Origin of the sequence: Marinomonas sp. TI.3.20, from assembly GCF_038155025.1 — a bacterium.
GTDB lineage: Bacteria > Pseudomonadota > Gammaproteobacteria > Pseudomonadales > Marinomonadaceae > Marinomonas > Marinomonas flavescens.
The window spans coordinates 85,490-108,093 of record NZ_JBAKAS010000015.1; the positions used below are offsets into that span (position 1 = coordinate 85,490).

18 protein-coding genes are annotated in these 22,604 nt (G+C 45.5%); 10 read left to right on the forward strand and 8 right to left on the reverse strand.

Annotation, left to right across the window (positions count from 1 at the left end):
- The first annotated feature begins 96 nt into the window (after window positions 1–96).
- From V6259_RS14825 to V6259_RS14840, 4 genes are all read left to right on the forward strand, one after another.
- Window positions 97–1,005, forward strand: coding sequence for a LysR family transcriptional regulator (locus V6259_RS14825; protein WP_341585150.1), 909 nt, complete (start codon window positions 97–99; stop codon window positions 1,003–1,005).
- Window positions 1,006–1,260: 255 nt separating this feature from the next.
- On the forward strand, window positions 1,261–2,373 hold the full coding sequence (locus V6259_RS14830) for an efflux RND transporter periplasmic adaptor subunit (RefSeq protein WP_341585152.1): 1,113 nt from the start codon (window positions 1,261–1,263) through the stop codon (window positions 2,371–2,373).
- Window positions 2,374–5,481: an efflux RND transporter permease subunit gene (locus V6259_RS14835; RefSeq protein ID WP_341585153.1), complete on the forward strand. Its 3,108-nt coding sequence runs from the start codon at window positions 2,374–2,376 to the stop codon at window positions 5,479–5,481. It begins immediately after the preceding gene.
- 73 nt (window positions 5,482–5,554) lie between these two features.
- Window positions 5,555–6,538 carry a LysR family transcriptional regulator gene (locus tag V6259_RS14840; RefSeq protein ID WP_341585154.1) on the forward strand — a complete coding sequence of 328 codons (984 nt, stop codon included), beginning with the start codon at window positions 5,555–5,557 and terminating at the stop codon, window positions 6,536–6,538.
- Between the two features lie 34 nt (window positions 6,539–6,572).
- Here the strand turns inward: V6259_RS14840 and V6259_RS14845 are convergent, their stop codons facing one another.
- Window positions 6,573–6,785, reverse strand: a complete 213-nt coding sequence (locus V6259_RS14845; RefSeq protein WP_133013282.1) for a DUF1653 domain-containing protein — start codon at window positions 6,783–6,785, stop codon at window positions 6,573–6,575.
- 171 nt (window positions 6,786–6,956) lie between these two features.
- On the opposite strand from V6259_RS14845, the gene V6259_RS14850 reads away from it, so the two are divergent.
- The 5 genes from V6259_RS14850 to V6259_RS14870 all read left to right on the forward strand — a co-directional run bounded on the left by V6259_RS14850 (window position 6,957) and on the right by V6259_RS14870 (window position 12,382).
- On the forward strand, window positions 6,957–7,970 hold the full coding sequence (locus tag V6259_RS14850; protein ID WP_341585156.1) for an arginine N-succinyltransferase: 1,014 nt from the start codon (window positions 6,957–6,959) through the stop codon (window positions 7,968–7,970).
- A gap of 45 nt (window positions 7,971–8,015) precedes the next feature.
- A complete protein-coding gene (astA, locus tag V6259_RS14855) occupies window positions 8,016–9,059 on the forward strand; it encodes an arginine N-succinyltransferase (RefSeq protein ID WP_341585158.1) in 1,044 nt (347 codons plus the stop codon).
- Window positions 9,060–9,155: 96 nt separating this feature from the next.
- Complete coding sequence (gene astD / locus V6259_RS14860; RefSeq protein WP_341585160.1) at window positions 9,156–10,628, forward strand: succinylglutamate-semialdehyde dehydrogenase; 1,473 nt, start codon at window positions 9,156–9,158, stop codon at window positions 10,626–10,628.
- Between the two features lie 108 nt (window positions 10,629–10,736).
- Window positions 10,737–12,083, forward strand: coding sequence for an N-succinylarginine dihydrolase (gene astB / locus V6259_RS14865; RefSeq protein ID WP_341585161.1), 1,347 nt, complete (start codon window positions 10,737–10,739; stop codon window positions 12,081–12,083).
- Between the two features lie 122 nt (window positions 12,084–12,205).
- A complete protein-coding gene (locus V6259_RS14870) occupies window positions 12,206–12,382 on the forward strand; it encodes a hypothetical protein (protein WP_341585162.1) in 177 nt (58 codons plus the stop codon).
- A 2,418-nt stretch (window positions 12,383–14,800) separates the two neighbouring features.
- Here V6259_RS14870 and V6259_RS14875 read toward each other — a convergent pair.
- The 7 genes from V6259_RS14875 to cbiB all read right to left on the reverse strand — a co-directional run bounded on the left by V6259_RS14875 (window position 14,801) and on the right by cbiB (window position 19,881).
- Window positions 14,801–15,391: a YrbL family protein gene (locus V6259_RS14875; protein WP_341585163.1), complete on the reverse strand. Its 591-nt coding sequence runs from the start codon at window positions 15,389–15,391 to the stop codon at window positions 14,801–14,803.
- Between the two features lie 321 nt (window positions 15,392–15,712).
- On the reverse strand, window positions 15,713–16,045 hold the full coding sequence (locus V6259_RS14880) for a DUF1904 family protein (RefSeq protein ID WP_133013331.1): 333 nt from the start codon (window positions 16,043–16,045) through the stop codon (window positions 15,713–15,715).
- Between the two features lie 10 nt (window positions 16,046–16,055).
- The gene (locus tag V6259_RS14885; protein ID WP_341585165.1) at window positions 16,056–16,511 is read right to left on the reverse strand and encodes a DUF2914 domain-containing protein; all 456 of its coding nucleotides are present in this window, start codon (window positions 16,509–16,511) and stop codon (window positions 16,056–16,058) included.
- Window positions 16,512–16,707: 196 nt separating this feature from the next.
- The gene (gene gpt, locus V6259_RS14890) at window positions 16,708–17,202 is read right to left on the reverse strand and encodes a xanthine phosphoribosyltransferase (protein WP_133013334.1); all 495 of its coding nucleotides are present in this window, start codon (window positions 17,200–17,202) and stop codon (window positions 16,708–16,710) included.
- A gap of 167 nt (window positions 17,203–17,369) precedes the next feature.
- On the reverse strand, window positions 17,370–17,888 hold the full coding sequence (cobU, locus tag V6259_RS14895) for a bifunctional adenosylcobinamide kinase/adenosylcobinamide-phosphate guanylyltransferase (RefSeq protein ID WP_341585167.1): 519 nt from the start codon (window positions 17,886–17,888) through the stop codon (window positions 17,370–17,372).
- Window positions 17,885–18,943 (reverse strand): aminotransferase class I/II-fold pyridoxal phosphate-dependent enzyme, encoded by a 1,059-nt coding sequence (locus V6259_RS14900; RefSeq protein WP_341585168.1) that lies wholly within the window; start codon window positions 18,941–18,943, stop codon window positions 17,885–17,887. Before V6259_RS14900 ends, cobU begins: the two co-directional genes overlap by 4 nt.
- Window positions 18,928–19,881: an adenosylcobinamide-phosphate synthase CbiB gene (gene cbiB / locus V6259_RS14905; protein ID WP_341585170.1), complete on the reverse strand. Its 954-nt coding sequence runs from the start codon at window positions 19,879–19,881 to the stop codon at window positions 18,928–18,930. Before cbiB ends, V6259_RS14900 begins: the two co-directional genes overlap by 16 nt.
- A gap of 97 nt (window positions 19,882–19,978) precedes the next feature.
- Between cbiB and V6259_RS14910 the strand changes: the two genes are divergently transcribed.
- Entirely contained in the window at window positions 19,979–21,454 is a 1,476-nt protein-coding gene (locus V6259_RS14910) for a cobyric acid synthase (RefSeq protein ID WP_341585180.1), read from the forward strand.
- Window positions 21,455–22,604: the final 1,150 nt, after the last annotated feature.

A 22,604-nucleotide genomic window follows, 5' to 3' on the forward strand; every position in this document is an offset into this window, starting at 1 on the left:
AATAAAAGATAATTTTATTAACTTTTAGTTAATTATTTAGTTAACTTACTAATTCACTTTATTAACTAAAAAAAGCTCTATAGAGAGAAAACAGCTATGAGAAAAATACAAGGCCAAGTAAGCGATGCCGACTTACGAATACTGAGGATTTTTAAAACAGTCGTCGAATGTGGAGGATTCTCTGCCGCTGAAGTTGACCTAAATATTAGCCGAGCAGCCATCAGTATTGCCATGTCAGATCTAGAAGTTCGCTTAGGGTTTCGCCTTTGCCAGCGCGGTCGGTCTGGTTTTTCTCTGACTAACGAGGGCAGCCAAGTGTATGAGCATACACTCCAATTACTGTCCTCTCTTGAAGACTTTCGCACTCATATCAACGCCCTTCATCAACACTTAAAAGGGGAATTAAACATTGGCATTACTGATAATCTCGTCACGCTCCCGCACACTCGCATTACCCAAGCCCTAGCGGCACTAAAAGACAAAGGACCACAAGTAACGATCAATATTCGTATGATTCCGCCCAACGATGTGGAGCGCGGCGTACTTGATGGACGCTTGCATGTTGGCATAGTCCCAGATCTTAAGATCCTCAGTGGCTTAGACTATCGCACTCTATATGAAGAACACTCATTACTTTATTGCAGCGACACTCACCCGCTCTTTAATGAGCCGGAAAAAAATATCACTAGAGCCAAACTAAAAGATTTTGACGCTGTTTTACCCGCTTATGCCCAAACACCTGATACAAAAGCCCAGCACAGCCCGTTAACCCCTACGGCGACAGCCACCGATCGCGAAGGTATTTCCTTCCTAATTTTAACGGGGCGCTATATTGGTTTTTTACCCGACCATGTTGCCAATCTTTGGGTTAAAGAAGGTCGTATGCGAGCCATCTTGCCAAACGAATGCCATTACATTACGCAATTTTCCGCCATTACACGCAAAGGTGCACGGGCAAACCTCGTACTTGAGACGTTTTTAGAGCAACTTGATAAAACAAAATAAAAACATAAACCAAGGTTATTAAGAGGTTTTAGCACTTAAAATACGTCAAAATTCTGCACGAACGCCCTATTGTATTTTTATTAACCTACTGATAAAAAAAGAATTTAATTTTTATCATAACTATTCGTAACAAATAAAACCCTAGATATCACCCTTAGATATATCTTTAATATGTAATTGAAAATGTATAGTTGTCCCGTAGAGATATAAAATAAAGTTATCTGATGTTTTTACTTTATATTTACGGAGCAATGAATGAACCGCTTTAAACGTCAAAAATGTGGCCTTGCCGTCACCTTGACTATGGCTCTTTTTCTCACCGCCTGTTCTTCTGATAAAGATGAGACAAGCGAAGTGAAGGAAATTATCCGACCTGTGAAACTGCTGACCATCGGCTCTACGGATGCGATTAATATTCGTCGCTTTCCTGCTGAGTTAAAAGCCAGCAAAGAAGCAGATCTTGCTTTTCGCGTCGGCGGGCAGCTTATGAAACTTAATGTTGTTGCAGGACAACGGGTCAAAAAAGGCGAACTACTCGCGGCTCTAGACCCTACAGATTACCAACTTCAGGTTGAACTAGCTCAAGCGAAACAAGATTTGGCTCAAGCGCAGTTTGATCGAATTCAAACCATGCTCAAACGCAACGCGACCAGTAAATCTCAATTTGACGAGTCTCAAGCTACGTTAGCACAAGCCAATAACGCTCTTGAAAGTGCTAAAAATCAGCTTAAATACACGAAAGTATACGCACCATTTAGTGGCGTTATTGCGTCCACTAAGACAGAAAATTATCAGTATGTGAGTGCCACTCAGCCCCTGATGCACATCCAAGACATCGATAATTTAGATGTAGAGTTCCAAGTACCTGAAAGCTTAGTAGTCAGCATCAAATCGACGCAAATTGATTATAAGCCGAATATTATTGTCGATGTTGCGCCTAATGAAGTGTTCCATGGCACTTATAAAGAACACAACACCATGCCAGATGATTCCACCATGGCCTACGATGTCACACTTCACTTAATTCGTGACAATCAAAAACAACGCACCTTGCTGCCTGGAATGACGGCTAACGTCGACATGGATCTCAGCAAATTATTAGGTATTACTAAACACATAGTTGTCCCTGTTGAAGCCGTTGTTCAAAAAGAAAACACACAAACTGGTGAAGCAGACAGCACGGTTTGGGTTTTCAATAAAGAAACAGGAACCGTGGCATCAAGAAAAGTCACGCTTGGTTCATTGCAAGGCACCATGATCGAAATAACCTCTGGCTTAAACGCAGGAGACCAAGTGGTTGCTGCGGGTGTAGACAGCTTAACCAGCTCAATGAAAGTTCGTCCTTGGACGCGTGAGCGAGGCTTATAAGTGAATATTGCAGCGTATTTTATTCAGAAAAAAGTGACCAGCTGGATGATCACTTTTATTCTTTTGATTGGTGGCGCCATCGCGTTTACCAACCTCGGGCAATTAGAAGACCCTGAATTTACCATCAAAGATGCTTTGATCATCACTCAATACCCTGGTGCTTCACCAGAACAGGTTGAGGAAGAAGTTACCTACCCTATCGAGCAGGAATTACAGAACCTTTCTTATGTGGACAAAATAAAGTCCACCTCTAAAGCAGGTTATTCACAGATCACCCTAACCATTAAAGATCAGTATCGTGCAAAAGAACTGAAACAGATTTGGGATGAAGTTCGTAAGAAAGTGCGCGACATGTCTGGCACCTTTCCAACTGGGGTTGGCGCGCCTGCGGTACTTGATGATTACGGTGATGTTTATGGTGTGATGCTAGCCGTTCATGGTCAAGGTTACCCATACAAAGACCTAAAAAACTACATTGATTACGTGAAACGAGAACTTGTCTTAGTCGATGGTATTGCCAAAGTCACTGTGGCAGCCGAGCAAGACGAACAAGTCACCATCGAAATCTCACGCTCAAAAATGGCCAATATGGGCATAGCGCCAAGCCAACTTAAAGCCTTGTTAGCAAACCAAAACGGGGTTTCAAACGCGGGCAAAGTGAAAGTAGGTAGCGAGTATATTCGCATTAATCCAACCGGCGAATTTAAAGACATCTCCGAACTAGAGAACTTGATTGTCGGCACACCTATCAATGGCAAGCTTATTCGCTTAAAAGATATTGCGACCATTAAACGCCAATATGTTGACCCTCAAAAACACATCGTCGATTTTAATGGCGCTAAATCTCTACTGCTTGGCATTTCCTTTTCTGCCAATGTTAACGTAGTAAAAGTAGGTGGAACGCTAGAAAAACGCATTGATGAATTGAAATACCAACAACCTGTTGGCATCAGCATGGACCCGATTTATTTTCAATCGAGAGAAGTTGAACGTTCGGTCTCGAACTTTTTGCTAAACCTCGTTGAAGCCGTCGGCATTGTTATTCTGGTACTGCTGGTTTTCATGGGCATTCGTTCAGGGATTCTCATAGGCCTTATCTTACTACTGACGATTCTTGGCACCTTTATTGTCATGGATTACTTCAGTATTAACTTGCAGCGTATCTCACTGGGGGGATTAATCATCGCCCTCGGCATGCTGGTGGATAACGCCATCGTAGTCACCGAAGGGATTTTGATTGGCCTCAAGCGAGGCATGACCAAAATCGACGCCGCCAGCGCGGTAGTAAAGCAAACAAAATGGCCATTACTTGGCGCCACCGTTATTGCGGTAACCGCCTTTGCACCGATAGGTTTATCACCAGATTCTGTGGGTGAATTTGTTGGTTCGCTGTTCTATGTATTGATGATTTCCTTGCTACTGAGCTGGATCACCGCGATCACCCTAACGCCGTTCTTTTGTGATTTATTCTTTAAAGAAAGCATTGCCGCTGGTACAGATAGCGCTGGAGAAGACCCATACAAAGGCTTTTTATTCTCTGGCTATAAATGGCTACTAGATAAAGCGATTCGCTTCCGCTGGGTTACTGTCGCCTTGTTAATAGTGTGCTTATTTACCGCTGGCTGGGCATTCCAATTTGTAAAACAATCGTTCTTCCCGCCATCATCAACGCCCATGTTTTACATGAGTGTACAGATGCCAGAAGGTACACATATTGAAGACACCTATAAAACCGTCCGAAATATCGAGTCAGAACTGTTAAAAGACAAGCGTATTGAGTACGTCACCTCGACAACAGGTCAAGGCGTATTGCGTTTCATGCTGACCTATAACGGAGAACAGACCAACTCAAGTTACGCACAGTTCATTGTTCGTACTAAGAACAAAGAAGACATACCTGTGCTGCTAAAAGATCTCTACTACAAGATGAAGAAAGAGCATCCGGGGCTGGAAGTAAAGCTGGAACGCTTACAATTAGGGCCAGCAACAGGGGCTAAAATTGAGGCACGTATCAGTGGTCCAGATCCGAAGCTGTTACGTCAATACAGTGTTCAAATCCAAGAAATTTACCGCAAAGACGGTGGCCTAGAAAGCATCAAAGACGATTGGCGCCAACCAGTTAAAGTACTTCGTCCGCTGTTTAACGACGCTCAAGCTCGACGCTTAGGCATCAGTAAAACAGATCTAGACGATGTATTATTAACCAACTTTAGTGGTTCTAAAATCGGCTTGTACCGCGAAGGCACAGACTTGTTACCTATCATACAGCGAGCGCCACCAAGCGAACGGGTATCGATTGATCAAATCCGTGACTTACAAATCTACAGCCCAGCATCTGGCTCCTATGTGACGCTCTCGACCTTGGTCTCTGGCTTTGAAACCGTATGGGAAAATCCCATTATCAAACGTCGCGATCGTAAGCGTACTATTACTGTTATGGCAGATCCGAATATTCTTGGCAATGAAACGGCCATGGCCGTATTTAGCCGCGTGCGTGGTCCAATTGAGGCGATCAAACTGCCTCCTGGCTATGCGCTAGATTGGGGCGGTGAATACGAAAGTAGTACCGATGCACAGGCGAATATATTCAAGGCATTGCCAATGGGCTACTTGTTTATGTTTATCATCACTGTGCTGCTGTTTAACTCGATTCGTGTACCGTTAACCATTTGGTTCTGTGTCCCACTTGCACTCATCGGGGTGTCGACAGGCTTATTAGCGATGAACGCAGCTTTTGGCTTTATGGCACTCCTTGGGTTCTTAAGTTTGTCTGGTATGGTGGTCAAAAATGGCATTGTGTTGGCCGACCAAATCAACTTCGAAAGAGACCAGGGCACAGAGATGTACGAAGCTATTTTCATCTCTTCTGTGAGCCGTGTAAGGCCCGTTTGTATGGCGGCGATTACCACCATATTAGGGATGATCCCGCTACTTTATGATGCTTTCTTTGAAGGCATGGCTGTCGTGATTTCATTTGGCTTGGGCTTCGCGACAATCCTCACTTTAATCGCGGTTCCTGTGTTCTACGCTATTTTATTCCGTGTAAAATATCGTCCACGCTCAGAGTTTGAATCTTCAAGCAATGACGTCTCAAACGCCGAACAATAGAGCGTAGTTTTAAAGTGTGGATAATGGTAATTCACCTTATCCACACTTCGTTTTACCTCAGATTGAGAGCATTATGCAGTTAAATGACGTTTTAAAACTCGACATTAAAATTCTGGTCGCCTTTGTCACTATCATGGAAGAAGGCAGTGTTTCGCGTGCCGCTGATCGCCTTGGCGTCACACAACCAGCACTGAGCAAAAGTTTACAAAAGCTTCGAGACTTGTTTAAAGACGCTCTTTTTACTCGCCAAGCCTACGGTTTAAGCCCTACCGCCAAGGCCACAGAGTTAAATGACCTGATACTGCCTATTTTAAGTTCTTTATCTGAACTGATGACACCAAGTGTGTTGGATCTAAAAAGTCTAACGCGCCGCTTTCGGTTACGCGTTGACGAAGGTGATTTAGAAAACTTTATTGAGCCGTTGTTAGCCGCGTTACACTATGATGCACCGGGAATACGTTTATCGACCAGTGGCTGGGGAGAAGGTTCTCAGTTCGACGATTTAATGTCAGGTCACGCCGATATCGGCATTATGCGCATTAAGGGAACACCGGGAAATATTCGCAGTAAATTAATTGGTTATATGGAAGCCTGTATTGTCTTAAGCGAAGCGCACCCATTGTTTCATCAAGATGAAATTTCTCTTGAAGAATTACTGGCTCACAAAACCGTCACGCATCACTTACGCAACCATCAAGACTCGACCTTCCAAAACACCGCCAACAAATTAAAACAACAAGGCTACGACATAGAACCTTCATTAGAAACAGACAGCCTCATGGTGACAATGCAAGCGATAAAGCGCGGCATGGCACTGGTTGCCTCACGATCAATAGGCGAGTTATTCACCGATGTAATGTGCGAGAAGAAAAACTTCTACCCGATAAAAGTGCTGCCCATCCCTAAAGAAGTGATTGAGGCTGATGAATACAAGGGTCGTCATCCCATTCATATTTTTTGGCATGAACGCTCTAATAACGACCTTGCTCATCGCTGGTTACGAGAAAGAATCATTCACTTTATGCGAGAATCTCCTTGGATGCATACGCCTGAATAAAGCCATGCACACCTTGAGCAATATTGGTGAGCGATTATTTCTCTGCTCTTACCCATTCGAAACGCGGAATGCTTTCGCCACCAATAACAACGCTTTCTTTGAACATCTCTAATGGTCGCGCCCACCAGCCAAATTCACCGTATAACGCCTGATAAACAACTAGCTTCTCTTCTGTTTCACTGTGCTTAACCACACGCTCAACCCAATACTCTGCGCCTTTATAATGTCGATAGATTCCAGACTTCATTCTTTATCCTTTTATTAAAAATCGACCTATTTTATCCATTAATCAGAACATTAGGTCGCTATTTGAAAAGTTTGCATCTACTTAAGCGTGCAGACTTGAGGAATAATACCCTCTATTCTGTAATCTAAGTGAACGATCGTACTTTACGTATCGATAGGGCAAGGTTCTTTTATGTATCTCGTGCGACCAGTGGATTTTGGTGACCTTCCAGCTTTAGAGCGATTAGCTCAAGAAGCCGGCATTGGCATGACAAATTTTCCCGCCAACCGTGAACGACTCAATGACAAAATAGCGTCATCACGCCGTTCATTGCAAACTGATGTTGTGCAGCCAGGCGATGAATCCTACTTATTTGTACTGATAGATGCCAGCACTAACCATATTGTTGGAACCTGTGGTTTAGAAGCCATGGTAGGAACAGATACTCCTTTTTACAGCTATCGCATTGATGAGGTGGTTCACGCATCGCCTCAACTGCAAATCCACAATCGTATTTCGGCCCTGTTTTTGTGTCACGATTACAGCGGCACCAGTCGCCTGATGTCTCTTGTGGTGGATAAAGCACACCAGAATCCGACCGCGTTGGCCTTACTGTCACGAGCGCGCTTGCTGTTTATTGCCCGACACCCAGAACGCTTTACCAAACGCTTGTTCGTCGAGCTTCGTGGCGAAAGCGATCGCCATGGCTACTCACCTTTTTGGGATGCATTAGGCAAACACTTTTTCACCATGGATTTCAAAAAAGCAGACTATCTTTCAGGTGTTAGTAACAAGCACTTTATTGCTGACTTGATGCCTCGCTATCCGATTTATGTTCCAACCTTGCCTGAAGCCGCACAAGACGTCATTGGCGTTTTGCATGAAGATTCAGAAAAGAGCACAGACATATTGCTCGATGAAGGCTTTGAATTCCGTGGTTATGTGGATATTTTTGATGCTGGTCCAACACTGGAAGCACGCGCCGAAAATTTAACCACCATTAGCCAACAACGCATTGGTAAAGCACTGATTCAACCAGACGCGTTACAGGGCAAAATGCACCTTATCTCGGCCGGCCACTTAGAAGACTTTAGAGTGACCGCCGCCAAAGCTGAACCGCAAGTAGCGGGATTAGCAATAGAAACAAACACTCAAGAACGTCTTCAGATTTCATCTGGCAGCCGCATTCAATGGGTTTTACTTTAGCAGTGCCTTAAATGGTATGAATATATTTAAAAGAGGATTTTTATCATGATGGTCATTCGCCCTATTCGCCAAGAGGATCTTGCCTCTCTGTATCGACTTGCGGAAAAAACTGGGGTGGGCTTTACCTCTTTGGTCGCCGACGAAACAATTTTGCAACGTAAAATAGACGCGGCAACACGCTCTTTCGCAAAAGAAAGCGTCGAAAAGCCAGGAGATGAAGACTATCTTATGGTGCTAGAAGACACAGAAACCGGCGACATCGTTGGCACCACGGGGCTGCTTGCGGCCGTGGGTCTAGAAGAGCCATTCTACAGCTACCACCTTGGTACTATCACCCACTCTTCTCGAGAGCTTGGTGTACATAACATGATGCCGACCTTGGTGTTAAACAATGACTACACAGGTTGCAGTGAAGTGTGTTCTCTATTTTTAGAAGAAGGGTACCGCCATTCTAAAAACGGTCAACTCCTCTCAAAATCACGCTTTATGTTCTTGGCGCAATTTCCAGAACGTTTTACCGACAAAATTTTTGCCGAAATGCGAGGAGTTAGTGACGAAAATGGCATCTCTCCATTATGGGAAGGTCTAGGTCGTCACTTTTTCTCTATCGACTTTGATCGAGCGGATGAACTGACCAGCCTAGGCAGTAAACAATTTATCGCAGAGCTGATGCCGAACAACCCGGTTTATGTGAATTTGCTGCCCAAAGAAGCCAGAGAGGTACTGGGGCACGTGCATAAAAATACCGTACCTGCGCGCCGATTACTCGAACAAGAAGGCTTTCGGTACGAAAATTACGTCGATATTTTTGATGGCGGCCCAACCATAGAAGCGCGCGTGCAAGACATTCGTGCCGTGCGCAATAGCCGCTTATGTTTAGCCACCATAGGTGAGCCTAAAGGCGCTGGTGAAGGCGTGCATTACCTTGTTTCTAACACCAAGGTAAAAGACTATCGCTGCATCTTGATTCAACGCTCAACGCCACCGGGCAGCACAATGACACTAACCCAAGAAGAAGCGACGCACCTAGCCATCACAAATAAAGAGCCCGTCTGCGTGGTTGAGCTATCGCCCCATTCAAGCCGATAAACTGGCCTTACTAAAGGCTCATTCGTCTTTAGCGCGCACTCTTTAGTTAATTTAAGTACGTAACGACAACTCATCATTTACTTACTAGGAGCCACCATGAAACAAGCTCATTACATCAACGGCCAATGGATTCAAGGCGAAGGCAAACTGTCTCGTTCTATCGACCCTGCTGATGCCAGTCTCGTTTGGGAAGCCAATAGCGCCAGCGAAAGCCAAGTAGATCAAGCCATCAAAGCGGCACGCAATGCCTTTCCTAGCTGGGCCAATCGCCCGTTAGCAGAACGCATTACTATTATTGAAACCTTTGCGGCGCTGGTAAAAGAAAACAGCGAAGCCATTGCCACCGTGATCAGCCGCGAAACAGGAAAACCTATTTGGGAAACCCGCACTGAAGCCGCCGCTATGGTCGGCAAAGTGGCGATTTCTCAAAAAGCCTACGACGAACGTACCGGCGAAAAAAGCTCACCAATGCCTGGCGCTACGGCACGCTTACGCCATCGTCCACATGGTGTTGTCGCGGTATTTGGGCCTTATAACTTCCCAGGCCATTTGCCAAACGGTCATATCGTACCCGCGCTTATTGCAGGCAATACCGTGGTCTTTAAGCCGAGCGAACAAGCCCCTGCTACGTCTGATTTGATCATTCAATTATGGGAACAAGCAGGCCTTCCCGCTGGTGTGATCAATATGGTTCAAGGTGAACGCACCACGGGCGTGGCACTGGCCAATCATCAAGGTATCGATGGTCTATTCTTCACTGGTAGCCCACAAGTAGGGCATATTTTACACAAAGACTTTGCCGGCCATCCGGGTAAAATCCTTGCGTTAGAAATGGGCGGAAACAACCCATTATTGGTCTCCGATAAAATCGCAGATCAGCGCGCGGCGGTACATGAAATCATCCAATCTGCTTTCATTTCCGCAGGACAACGCTGTACTTGTGCACGCCGTTTGCTATTGCCAAAAGGCCCCGTCGGCGATGCGATTCTAGAAAAGCTTATCGTTGCGACCAAAGCCCTACGCATTGATCGTTTTGACGCAGAAGAGGCTCCATTTATGGGTCCAATTGTCTCTGCTCAAGCGGCCGATGGCTTGCTGCAAGCTTACAACAAACTTGTTGGACTCGGCGCCAAACCGCTGCTAGAAATGACTCGTGGTGACGCTAACACTGGCTTCGTGACACCGGGCATTATTGATGCAACCGATATGTTGGACTCGCTGCCGGATCAAGAATACTTTGGTCCATTACTTACCGTCGTTCGTTACGATTCCCTAGATCAAGCGATGCAAGTGGCCAACAATACCAGCTTCGGTTTATCGGCTGGCATCTTGTCTGATGAGAAAAGCGAGTATGAGTGGTTCTTACAACACAGTCGTGCCGGCATCATTAACTGGAATCGCCAAACAACCGGCGCCTCTAGTGCCGCTCCTTTTGGTGGTACTGGCGCCAGCGGCAACCACAGAGCGAGCGCTTACTACGCCGCAGACTACTGTGCTTATCCAGTAGCAAGCATCGAAGCGGACAGTCTATGTATGCCAGAAAAGTTAGGCCCAGGCTTAACCCTATAAACGATCAATAAACCAGCGGCCTTTTAAGTCGCGCTCTATTAACAAAGAGCGCGACAGTAGCGCTTAGCAACAAGATAACCATACAGAATTCAGAACATAGAGGTAATAATGAACAATGCGACTGAAGCCAATTTTGATGGCTTAGTGGGACCGACCCATAACTACAGCGGCCTTTCTTTTGGTAATGTCGCGTCTTTAAACAACTCAGCGCGCCCTTCCAATCCGAAAGCCGCGGCCAAACAAGGCTTGGTAAAAATGAAAGCCTTGGCGGATCTGGGCTTCGTTCAAGGGGTACTAGCGCCCCATGAGCGACCACATATCCCAAGTTTACGTCGCCTTGGATTTTCTGGCTCAGATGCTGACATTTTGGCACAAGCCGCCAAACAAGCACCCAAGATACTTGCCGCCGTTAGCTCGGCGTCTTGCATGTGGACGGCCAACGCCGCCACTGTATCCCCAAGTGGCGACACCCAAGATGGCCGTGTGCATTTTACCCCCGCTAATTTGGTGAATAAGTTTCATCGCTCGATCGAACACGAAACCACAGGCGCGATTTTAAAAGCGACTTTCAAAGACGAAAAACACTTTGCCCATCATTCAGCGTTGCCAAGTGTCGATCACTTTGGTGACGAAGGCGCCGCCAATCACACTCGCTTCTGTGACCAATACAACGAACAAGGCATCGAATTTTTTGTCTATGGCATGTCGGCGTTTGATATGTCATCGCCACGCCCTGCGAAATTTCCAGCGCGTCATACCTTAGAAGCGTCTCAAGCGGTGGCGCGCAGCCATGGTTTAACCCCATCACAAGTGGTTTATGCGCAACAAAACCCTGACGTGATAGACGCTGGCGTCTTCCACAACGACGTCATCGCCGTGGGGAACCACAATGCGCATTTCTATCACCAAGAAGCCTTTCTCGACACCGCCAAAATGAAACAAGACTTGTTGGCTGCGTGGGGCGATCGTGCGTCACAGTTTCACCTGATTGAAGTGCCAACTGACGCTGTCTCTGTGCAAGATTGTATTCAATCCTACTTATTTAACAGCCAACTATTAAGCCGTGGCGACAACGACATGGTACTGGTCGTACCAGGGGAATGTGAGAACAACCCAGCCGTGTGGGCGTATTTGAATAGTCTAGTGGCAGGTAATTCGCCGATCACAGAAGTCAAAGTATTCGACCTGAAACAAAGCATGAGCAACGGTGGTGGACCCGCTTGCTTGCGTCTTCGCGTCGCGCTGACACAAGCTGAAAAAGCCGCACTCAACCCAGCCACCTTGATGAACGACACACTGTTCGGCCGGTTGAACACCTGGGTAGACGCACACTACCGCGACACCCTCAGCGAAACCGACCTCGCCGACCCACAACTGCTCATCGAAAGCCGCACCGCACTCGACGAACTCACCAACATCCTCAACCTTGGCTCCGTCTACGAATTCCAAAAGTAAATAAAACCGAACCAAATTTACTAACCTCAACCTACCCCTCATGGGGCTAGGATAGGGGGGGGGGGTGAACTTGAACTTGTGGGCTGGCCTTTAGGCCAGTAACTGGAGATTTGGTGTCTCAAATGTGGGTTAAAGTCAAAATCATTGGTGATGGTTTGGTGGTTGGTCTGTTCATTTGTGGGCTGGCCTTTAGGCCAGTAACTGGAGATTTGATGTCTCAAATATGGGTTAAAGTCAAAATGGCAGGTGAAAAAGAAGTCATGTTAATCACAGGTGTCTCGTCTGATTGTCTTTATTAGCACAGTGGTCATCAGCCTAAAGGCAGACCTACAAATGACAGGTCGTCGAGATTCTCACTAGTGTCTCGTCTGATTGTCTTTATTAGCACAGTGGTCATCAGCCTAAAGGCAGACCTACAAATGACAGGTCGTCGAGATTCTCACTAGTGTCTCGTCTGGTTGTCTTTATTAGCACAGTGGCATCTGGGCTAAAGCCCAGCCCACAAATGACAGGTCAAGATCCAGGGCAAGCAGGTTGAGTCACGTCAATTCTAGACATCGGGTCTTGTAGGTTAGCCTTTAGGCTAATAACTGGAGATGTGACGTCGCAAATATGGGTTAAAGTCAAAATCATTGGTGATGTTTTGGTCTTTGTTTTGGTTTTTGTAGGTTAGCCTTTAGGCCAGTAACTCATGAATTGATGAAAGCAACCACCGGTTAAAGTCAAAATGGTGGTTTTGGTCTTGGTCTTGGTCTTGGTCTTGGCTCTTGGCTCTTGGCTCTTGTAGGTTAGCCTTTAGGCTAATAACTGGAGATTATTTGAATTCAATCATCGGTTAAAGTCGAAATGATGGTTTGTTGGTTGGTCTGTTCATTTGTGGGCTGGCCTTTAGACCAGTAACTGGAGATTGTTTGAATTCAATCATCGGTTAAAGTCGAAATGGTGGTGATGGTTTGGTAGTTGGTCTGTTCATTTGTGGGCTGGCCTTTAGACCAGTAACTGGAGATTTGATGTCTCAAATATGGGTTAAAGTCAAAATGGCAGGTGAAAAAGAAGTCATGTTAATCACAGGTGTCTCGTCTGATTGTCTTTATTAGCACAGTGGTCATCAGCCTAAAGGCAGACCTACAAATGACAGATCGTCGAGATTCTCACTGGTGTCTCGTCTGGTTGTCTTTATTAGCACAGTGGCATCTGGGCTAAAGCCCAGCCCACAAATGACAGGTCAAGATCCAGGGCAAGCAGGTTGAGTCACGTCAATTCTAGACATCGGGTCTTGTAGGTTAGCCTTTAGGCTAATAACTGGAGATGTGACGTCGCAAATATGGGTTAAAGTCAAAATCATTGGTGATGTTTTGGTCTTTGTTTTGGTTTTTGTAGGTTAGCCTTTAGGCCAGTAACTCATGAATTGATGAAAGCAACCACCGGTTAAAGTCAAAATGGTGGTTTTGGTCTTGGTCTTGGTCTTGGCTCTTGGCTCTTGTAGGTTAGCCTTTAGGCTAATAACTGGAGATTATTTGAATTCAATCATCGGTTAAAGTCGAAATGATGGTTTGTTGGTTGGTCTGTTCATTTGTGGGCTGGCCTTTAGGCCAGTAACTGGAGATTGTTTGAATTCAATCATCGGTTAAAGTCGAAATGGTGGTCTTGGTCTTGGTCTTGGCTCTTGTAGGTTAGCCTTTAGGCTAATAACTGGAGATTTGGCGTTTCAAATGTGGGTTAAAGTCGAAATCATTGGTGATGTTATGCGGTTGAAAAAATCACTTTAATCACAGGTGTCTCGTCTGTTTGGCTTTATTAGCACAGTGGTCATTGGCCTAAAGACCAACCTACAAATGACAGGTCGTCGAGATTCTCACTGGTGTCTCGTCTGGTTGTCTTTATTAGCACAGTGGCATCTGGGCTAAAGCCCAGCCCACAAATGACAGGTCAAGATCCAGGGCAAGCAGGTTGAGTCACGTCAATTCTAGACATCGGGTCTTGTAGGTTAGCCTTTAGGCTAATAACTGGAGATTTGGCGCCTCAAACATGGGTTAAAGTCGAAATCATTGGCGATGTTTTGCAGTTGAAAAAATCACTTTAATCACAGGTGTCTCGTCTGTTTGGCTTTATTAGCACAGTGGTCATTGGCCTAAAGCCCAGCCCACAAGAACAAGATCATTTGGTTGTTGAAGGTTCACTTTGATCACAGGTGTCTCGTCTATTTGGCTGTATGCACAGTGGTCATTGGCCCCTCTTTTTTTCAAGGTAAGCAGACCTGCAAATGACAGGTCAAGTTCAAGGTCAAGTTCTAGATCCAGTGCATAACCCCCTCCAACTCCCCCTTGAAGTTAAGGGGGAGAGCTAGGTCAAGGGCGTCGAGATTCTCACAGGTGTCTCGTCTGTTTGGCTGTATTAGCACAGTGGTCATTGGCCCCTCTTTCTTTTCAAGGTAAGCAGACCTGCAAATGACAGGTCAAATACCAGTGCAGGCGATGTTTTGGTCTTTGTCTTGGTTTTTGTAGGTTAGCCTTTAGGCTAATAACTGGAGATGTGGCGTCTCAAATGTGGGCTAAAGTCAAAACAACAGATGATGCTAACTTGTTAAAAAATCACTCTAATCACAGGTATCTCGTCTGTTTGTTTCGTGTATTCCGCGGTCATCAGTCGCTCTTTTTCAAGGTAAGCAGAGCATCTACAAGTGTAAGTTGATTGAATCCAATCATAGGTTTTCGAAACTATGCTTGATCGTTGCTCGATGATTCTGCGTTGACTCTTTCCATCAAGATATTCAATTTTCGCAACATGCCACGAATCTGTTTACGTGTTTTATAACGAGTCAATGGTGGAATTAAAGAGCGTAACTGGTACCGTAAGGAATCATTTCTAGGCCCAAAACCATCAATAAAAACGGGTTCAAAAGTTCCATCTGATGCTTTTTTTAGCAAGATATTCTGTAGGCCATCATCACTCATAATAAAGTTATTTTTAAGGCATTCATTTCCTACGCAATGAATATACTCTAGAGCTTCTTCCTTGCTGAGTGTTTTACTTTCGATATAAGACACTAATGATTTAGAGGTCTCGCCATCAAAATCTTTTACCAAATTAACAACAAGGCCATCACCTAAATTCGTAGGAACGAGGCCATAATATTTTGGAAATATACTGCTTTTATGTGTTTCCAAAAACTTAGCTTCCAAACGATTATGCTTATCGCCCTGTATTTTCTGAATTTTGATACAGCGTTGGTCATCAGAAGGATATAAGTAAACGTCTCTATTATTGCCTGTTGCAATAAACAAATTAGGGGTCAATTCTAAGTTCATAAGTCACCAGATGAAAACAAATATATATTTCACATAATTTTCACATAAACTTCACAAAAAATTAACACAGGTTGCGTACTACCTTAATCTTTCCTTCCTCTGCCATGAATGGTGCTAAATGGCATCGAGAAGTTACACTTGAGTTCGGGAGATAGTCTAGAAAGAGAGGGAAAAAGGAGTATTAAAACTAGCAGATTCAATGAAGAGGGATTTGGAGTAAGCCTGATGCCGTGACTACACGGTTTATAAAAAAACGATATTTATGAAAAAGACCTTCGGTCTAGAAGGCCTTTAAAACTACAAAAAACGGTAAGCATTTATTTAAAAATGCTCGCCGTTTTCGTAGTAATCCTTGCCCTGTAAGTCATGAAACAATACGGTAATATCTTGGCCGCTTGCGACTAATGGTCGTACTAATTCTTCAATCGTACCGGCTACTTGCGCTTTCACTTCGTCACCACGGTCGAACCAGAGAATATCGAAGAATGGATATGATGGAGACGCACCGCCAACGACTAAATAGGTGGTCGCTTGATACTCTAAAGTAAAATGGGAATTCGGTGTGTCGGTGATTTTGGCTAGGGTTTCTATCAGCTTGTCCGCGATAGATTCGAGATCTTCAAAGGGAAGACCTCGTACTCGTAAATGTGGCATGGCAATAAACCTACTCTGTTTTTTCTGTCTGCATGGGGGAGTTATCAGTACTTGAATCCGTATCGTCATCAACATACTTAAATGAACGAGAGGCAATGACTTTGCCATCTTGAACCACTTGAGCCGTCCAAGTGCCATCGAAACCAGGCATTAAACGCTTACTTGACCACACCCTCCAACGATCGCCACCAATATCAAAGGGGATTTCAGCCATAACATCGCCATCTAACAACCAACGATGGCTCACTTGGCTGCCTGACATGTCACGCAAATCAGTGAAAAAATAAACACGCTGAATTTCACCGTACTCAACATGGATTATCTTGCCAATATCGTCAATCGGTTCACGATCAATGACATCACTCGCGAAAACGGCGCGGGCAACGGTCCCTTCCGCCCAGGCTGGCAATACGATGGCAAATGACATCAAGCCCGCTAAAATGAGTCGAAACAAAGTGTGACGCATAATGAGATCCTATACAGGGTAAGAAAAGTGCATCGGCATAGAAGATCACCATGCAAAATAAGATTGATATCTTAAACGTAGCAAATTTATAAGAGAAAGGAAGCGAGACTTTTGTAATAATTTACAAGCCGTCTCGCCTCTAGAGAAGCGTCAGTTTACTAAAGCTAATAGATAGGAACAAAGAATTTTAAAAAATTTACTTTCCGTGGCGGTCAGCAAGAGGCGTAGAGAAGGTATATTCCATATCCCAAGGAAAACGAATCCATGTATCTTGGCTAACTTCTGTGACAAAAGTATCGACTAATGGCTTTCCGGCAGGTTTGGCGTAAATGGTCGCGAAGTGCGCTTTTGGCAACATATCTCGAACTTTTTGTGCCGTACGACCCGTGTCCACAAGGTCATCAATCAAGATAAAACCTTCACCGTCGCCTTCCACACCTTTTAGAACACTCAGCTCACCTTGTTGCATGGCAGCTTCACCGTCGTTTGATTTGTAACTAACAATACAAATAGTGTCGATTAGTCGAATGTCCATTTCGCGACATAAAATGGCTGCTGGCACGAGTCCACCGCGAGTAATGGCGATAATGCCTTTCCATGGTCCCTGTTCTAATAAACGCCAAGACAACGCGCGTGCATCTCGGTGTAACTCTTCCCACGATACCGGAAAGTTTTTCGAATAAGGGGTCATCATAAGCTCCTATGCTTAATAGTTCAGTCGCAATGTTTATCTTAGATACACGAAGTCGCCGCCTTTATAAGCGCCGATATTGGCTTCGAATAAGTCTCTAAGAAAGGGGTTGTGCCAAGATATCCTCGGATTTTAGGTAAAAAAACGAGGAAAACACAAAAATTTATTTAAGTAGGCGATTTTAGCGGCATTGGTAGTCCTGCTGCAACAAAAGTTACCCGTTCGGTCAATCTTGCTAACTTTTGGTTCATCATGCCAATCTCGTCTCCAAAGCGTCTCGCCATGGCATTCATTGGCATAATACCCAGCCCGACTTCGCTGGATACGATAATTAACTCGCCTTCAAAGCGCTTCACTACCGCAAGAAATGCCTCCGTTTCTTGCTCGAATAGGTCTTCATCTTCTGCACACAACAAGTTGCTGATCCATAAAGATAAACATTCAACAATCACCGCATTGCCCGTGTTATTAAGCTGCTGCAAGGTTTGCGCTAGCTTAATTGGCTCTTCAATAAGAGACCAGGACGCAGGACGCCTACGCTGATGTTTACGGACACGATCCGCCATCTCATCGTCCCAAACCTGCGACGTCGCCACGTAATACACAGGACTATCAGTTGCTAAGATACGCTCTTCTGCAAACGCACTTTTTCCACTGCGCACGCCACCCAATACTAAGTGTTTCATGCTAATTCTCGGCCTCCCGCTGATTTTAATAATTCGACTAAGGCACGATCTAATATTGCCATTTCAGCCATCGCGGGCAACGCGACCCGAATCCAACCATCGCCTAGACGAGTATGTATGCCTACTGTGTGTAACATCTCGAAAACATGCTGTGCATAAGCGCTGCTTTCTAATTGCCAAGTAATAAACAAAGGACTAACAAGGCTGTCTTGGGAGTCAAAAATAGTATTGAATTTCGGCATCACGCGGTTCACAAAAACCTCTCGGCGCTGAGCCAGATGCTGTCGAGCTTGCGCCTGCCACGCCACATCGTCGAATGCAGCGCCCACTAAATACAAACTGGGCGTCGCCACAGGCCAAGGGCCCATGAGATTCTTAAGCGCCACTTGCCAATGCACTGAACAAAATGCAAAACCCACGCGCGCGCCCGCTAAACCAAAAAACTTACCCACAGAACGCATCACAAACAGTGAATCTGGCCAAACGGAAAAATCGTTACCCTGCAGAAAGCTTTGTTCAGAAATCGGATCGATAAAGGCTTCATCTACCACCAGATAAGCATTCATAGACTCCGCTTTAGCCAATACCGCCTGCAAGTCATCCAAGCGATACAAATGCCCAGTAGGGTTATTAGGCTGAATAACCACCGCTACTTGCCACGTTTGTTCCAACAATTCGTCTATTGTGTGGTAATAACCAATCTCATAACCCCACTTCTGCCACGCAAAAGCATGTTCTTGATAACCAATATGCGGCACCATGACTTTTTTGTGTGGGAGTTTTTCTGCTAACAACGCCGGCAAAGACTCAATAATATGCTGAGACCCAGCGCCAATGGCACTCGGACGAACTCCGTAATAACGTTCCGCTTGCGCCATTAACATCGCTTGATCTGGCAGCTCATTCCATAGGGCGGGATCCATAGCAGGAACCGGCCAAGGCTCGCGATTACACGCAGAAGATAGGTCTAACCAGTTTAGGGCCTGTGCACCCACTTTGCGTTGCCAATACGCCAAATCACCACCGTGTTTCGGTGGCACTAAATCAAAATGCATATTAACAATCCCCACAAATACACGCTTTTATCCACTAGCCAAATGGCTTTTTCTAAATGTTGTGGCGTTGGCGCATCACCTTCACCTAAATCCGGTCGCGTTTCGATTTTACCAAAATACGGCGCTTCTCCGCCCAGCTTAACCCCAAGCGCGCCCGCTCCCGCGGCCATAACAGGCCCGGCATTTGGGCTTTTCCAACGAACCTCTTCTTTTCGGGCTGAACGCAACGCCCGCGACCAATCCCCACATAAGGCATAAGTGTAAACCACCAAACGCGCAGGCAAATAATTCAACACGTCATCAAAGCGTGCGGCAAACCAGCCAAAATACAATAACTTACGAGTTTTATAACCCCACATGGCATCCAGGGTGTTCGCTAAGCGATACACCAAAGCACCAGGCGCACCCAAGATAATAAACCAAAAAATCGGGGCAAAAATAGCATCACTGCCGTTTTCTAAGACAGACTCGATGCCCGCTTTGGCAACATCAGACTCAGTCAAATTATCGGTGTCACGACTGACAATGCGACTCACCGCGAAGCGAGCATCTTCAAGTCGCCCTAGACTTAATGGCGTCGCAATCGCCAAGGCATGCTCTCGCAAACTTTGCCAACCGATTGAAAAATATAAAACAATTACCGACAACAACACATCTACCCCATCTGGTAGTAGCCAATACAAAAACAATAAAACCAGCAAACACGGCAATACCGCAGCACACCAAGCCAACACGCCCGACACTCGCTGATTAAACGAATCCGCGCTCAAAGGTTGCTGGAAAACATGCTGGCAGTAATCCACCCAGCGGCCGAACCAAATTAATGGGTGCCAACTTTTCGGCTCGCCGATAAGACGATCCAACAGCAATGCCGCCACCAATATTGTGGCTGTTGAGGAGAAAAATCCAAGAGAGTCATTAAAAATAGAGGTAATCATGGTTAAGCGTCTTTTTTTACGTAAAAAGGCATCAATGTCGAGTAGAATTGTCGGGGAGAATTCTACCACCAAATTGACTAACTACGTGATGACTTGCATGCCAGCTTTTAACTTAATGATTCAAGGAACGACGTCGGATGCAGGAAAAAGCACCCTAGTCACCGCCCTATGCCGATTACTCCAACGCCGCGGCATTCGCGTTGCGCCTTTTAAGCCACAAAACATGGCACTCAACAGCGCAGTCACCGCCGATGGCAACGAGATAGGCCGCGCGCAAGCCGTGCAAGCCTATGCGGCTGGGTTAGAACCGCATGTGGACATGAACCCGATCCTCCTCAAGCCAAACACGGACACAGGAGCGCAAGTTATCATCCAAGGCAAAGCCATTGGCAACATGAATGCCGTGGGTTATCACGAATACAAAAGCATCGCTAAAATAGCGGCACTAGAGTCTTATCATCGACTCGCCAACCAATACGACGCCGTTATCATTGAAGGCGCCGGCAGCCCAGCTGAAATCAATTTACGCGCCCGCGACATCGCTAACATGGGCTTTGCAGAAGCCGTCGATTGCCCAGTAATTATCATTGCCGACATCGACAAAGGCGGCGTATTTGCTCACTTAGTAGGCACCTTAGACCTACTCAGCAAGAGTGAACAAGATCGCGTTATTGGCTTCGTAATTAATCGTTTTCGTGGCGACATCAGCTTGTTGCAATCAGGGTTAGATTGGCTAGAAGAACGCACCGGCAAACCGGTTTTGGGCGTATTACCTTATCTAAAAGGCTTTCATTTAGAATCCGAAGACGCCGTCGCCAACAGTCCACAAAAAGAAAACACTCAGACTACACTGCAAGTCGTGATTCCTGTGATGCCACGCACCAGCAACCACACCGACTGGGATGCGCTACGCTTACACCCTGATGTGCAAGTTACCTTAGTGGGCGCAAACGAACCCATTCCACCCGCAGATTTGGTTATCTTACCGGGCAGTAAAAGCGTGCAAGCGGATTTAGCCTTTTTACGCCAAGAAGGCTGGCAAGAGTATTTACAGAAACACCTAAGATACGGTGGCAAAGTCATCGGGATTTGTGGTGGTTACCAAATGCTCGGCGAACGTTTATTAGATCCCCATGGATTAGAAAACAAAGACAAAAACACCGAATCTCAAGGCTTCGGCTTTATCCCAATGGAAACCGTGTTAGAAAAAGACAAACAACTGAAACAACGCCACGGCTCGCTGCTATTAGCTAACTCCCAAGCCCAATTAACCGGCTACGAAATTCACAGCGGTGTTTCACGTTTTCACGCCAAGGTTCAACCCTTAGCCACACTAGAAAACGGCCAACAAGAAGGCTTCATCTCACCAGATAACGCCATCATAGGCACCTACCTACACGGCCTATTCGACCACCCAGACGCCCTAACCACACTACTCACATGGGCCGGCGTAAAAGCAGCGAAAACCTTCGATTACAACCAACTCAAAGACCAAGAAATAAACCGCCTCGCCAACAGCACAGAACAACACATAAACATCGACAAACTCATACAACAATGCCGAAACTATTAACCCCCGCCACGTGAACCAACCAATTCATTTATAGGTTAGCCTCATGGGTAATGCCTTGGATCTTGGGTCTTAGATCTTGGATCTTGGGTCTTAGATCTTGGATCTTGGATCTTGGATCTTGGATCTTGGATCTTGGGTCTTGGGTCTTGTAGGTTAGCCTTTAGGCTAATAACTGGAGATTGTTTGAATTCAACCATCGGTTAAAGTCAAAATGGCAGGTGATGGTTTGGTGGTTGGGCTGTTCATTTGTGGGCTGGCCTTTAGGCCAGTAACTGGAGATTTGATGTCTCAAATATGAGTTAAAGTCAAAATGGCAGGTGAAAAAAGAGTCATGTTAATCACAGGTGTCTCGTCTGATTGTCTTTATTAGCACAGTGGTCATCAGCCTAAAGGCAGACCTACAAATGACAGGTCGTCGAGATTCTCACTGGTGTCTCGTCTGATTGTCTTTATTAGCACAGTGGTCATCAGCCTAAAGGCAGACCTACAAATGACAGGTCGTCGAGATTCTCACTGGTGTCTCGTCTGTTTGTCTTTATTAGCACAGTGGTCATCAGCCTAAAGGCAGACCTACAAATGACAGGTCGTCGAGATTCTCACTGGTGTCTCGTCTGTTTGTCTTTATTAGCACAGTGGCATCTGGGCTAAAGCCCAGCCCACAAATGATAGGTCAAGATCCAGGGCAAGCAGGTTGAGTCACGTCAATTCTAGACATCGGGTCTTGTAGGTTAGCCTTTAGGCTAATAACTGGAGATTATTTGAACCCAACCATCGGTTAAAGTCGAAATGAAAGGTGATGGTTTGGTGGTTGGTCTGTTCATTTGTGGGTTAGCCTTTAGGCTAATAACTGGAGATTGTTTTAACCCAACCATCGGTTAAAGTCGAAACGAAAGGTGATGGTTTGGTGGTTGGTCTGTTCATTTGTAGGCTGGCCTTTAGGCCAGTAACTGGAAATGTGACGTCTCCAATATGGGTTAAAGTCAAAATGGTGGTAAAAAAGAGTCATGTTAATCACCGGTGTCTCGTCCTTCTAATGTCCAAATTCCGTAGCATTTGGCCTAAAGACCAACCAACCAAAACCGACACAACTCTCTCGACACCTGTGACATGGCATTTTCAATTAACAGAAGACCTTCTGTTGAAGGAAGAA

Bases quoted from the DNA above. Each gene is read 5' to 3' on its own strand.
- cbiB (WP_341585170.1), bottom strand. From the start codon at position 19,881: ATGATTACCTCTATTTTTAATGACTCTCTTGGATTTTTCTCCTCAACA.
- astD (WP_341585160.1), top strand. From the start codon at position 9,156: ATGAAACAAGCTCATTACATCAACGGCCAATGGATTCAAGGCGAAGGC.
- V6259_RS14885 (WP_341585165.1), bottom strand. From the start codon at position 16,511: ATGCGTCACACTTTGTTTCGACTCATTTTAGCGGGCTTGATGTCATTT.
- V6259_RS14825 (WP_341585150.1), top strand. From the start codon at position 97: ATGAGAAAAATACAAGGCCAAGTAAGCGATGCCGACTTACGAATACTG.
- gpt (WP_133013334.1), bottom strand. From the start codon at position 17,202: ATGACCCCTTATTCGAAAAACTTTCCGGTATCGTGGGAAGAGTTACAC.
- V6259_RS14840 (WP_341585154.1), top strand. From the start codon at position 5,555: ATGCAGTTAAATGACGTTTTAAAACTCGACATTAAAATTCTGGTCGCC.
- V6259_RS14880 (WP_133013331.1), bottom strand. From the start codon at position 16,045: ATGCCACATTTACGAGTACGAGGTCTTCCCTTTGAAGATCTCGAATCT.
- astB (WP_341585161.1), top strand. From the start codon at position 10,737: ATGAACAATGCGACTGAAGCCAATTTTGATGGCTTAGTGGGACCGACC.
- cobU (WP_341585167.1), bottom strand. From the start codon at position 17,888: ATGAAACACTTAGTATTGGGTGGCGTGCGCAGTGGAAAAAGTGCGTTT.
- V6259_RS14870 (WP_341585162.1), top strand. From the start codon at position 12,206: ATGTGGGTTAAAGTCAAAATCATTGGTGATGGTTTGGTGGTTGGTCTG.
- V6259_RS14875 (WP_341585163.1), bottom strand. From the start codon at position 15,391: ATGAACTTAGAATTGACCCCTAATTTGTTTATTGCAACAGGCAATAAT.
- V6259_RS14845 (WP_133013282.1), bottom strand. From the start codon at position 6,785: ATGAAGTCTGGAATCTATCGACATTATAAAGGCGCAGAGTATTGGGTT.
- astA (WP_341585158.1), top strand. From the start codon at position 8,016: ATGATGGTCATTCGCCCTATTCGCCAAGAGGATCTTGCCTCTCTGTAT.
- V6259_RS14830 (WP_341585152.1), top strand. From the start codon at position 1,261: ATGAACCGCTTTAAACGTCAAAAATGTGGCCTTGCCGTCACCTTGACT.
- V6259_RS14900 (WP_341585168.1), bottom strand. From the start codon at position 18,943: ATGCATTTTGATTTAGTGCCACCGAAACACGGTGGTGATTTGGCGTAT.
- V6259_RS14850 (WP_341585156.1), top strand. From the start codon at position 6,957: ATGTATCTCGTGCGACCAGTGGATTTTGGTGACCTTCCAGCTTTAGAG.
- V6259_RS14910 (WP_341585180.1), top strand. From the start codon at position 19,979: ATGCCAGCTTTTAACTTAATGATTCAAGGAACGACGTCGGATGCAGGA.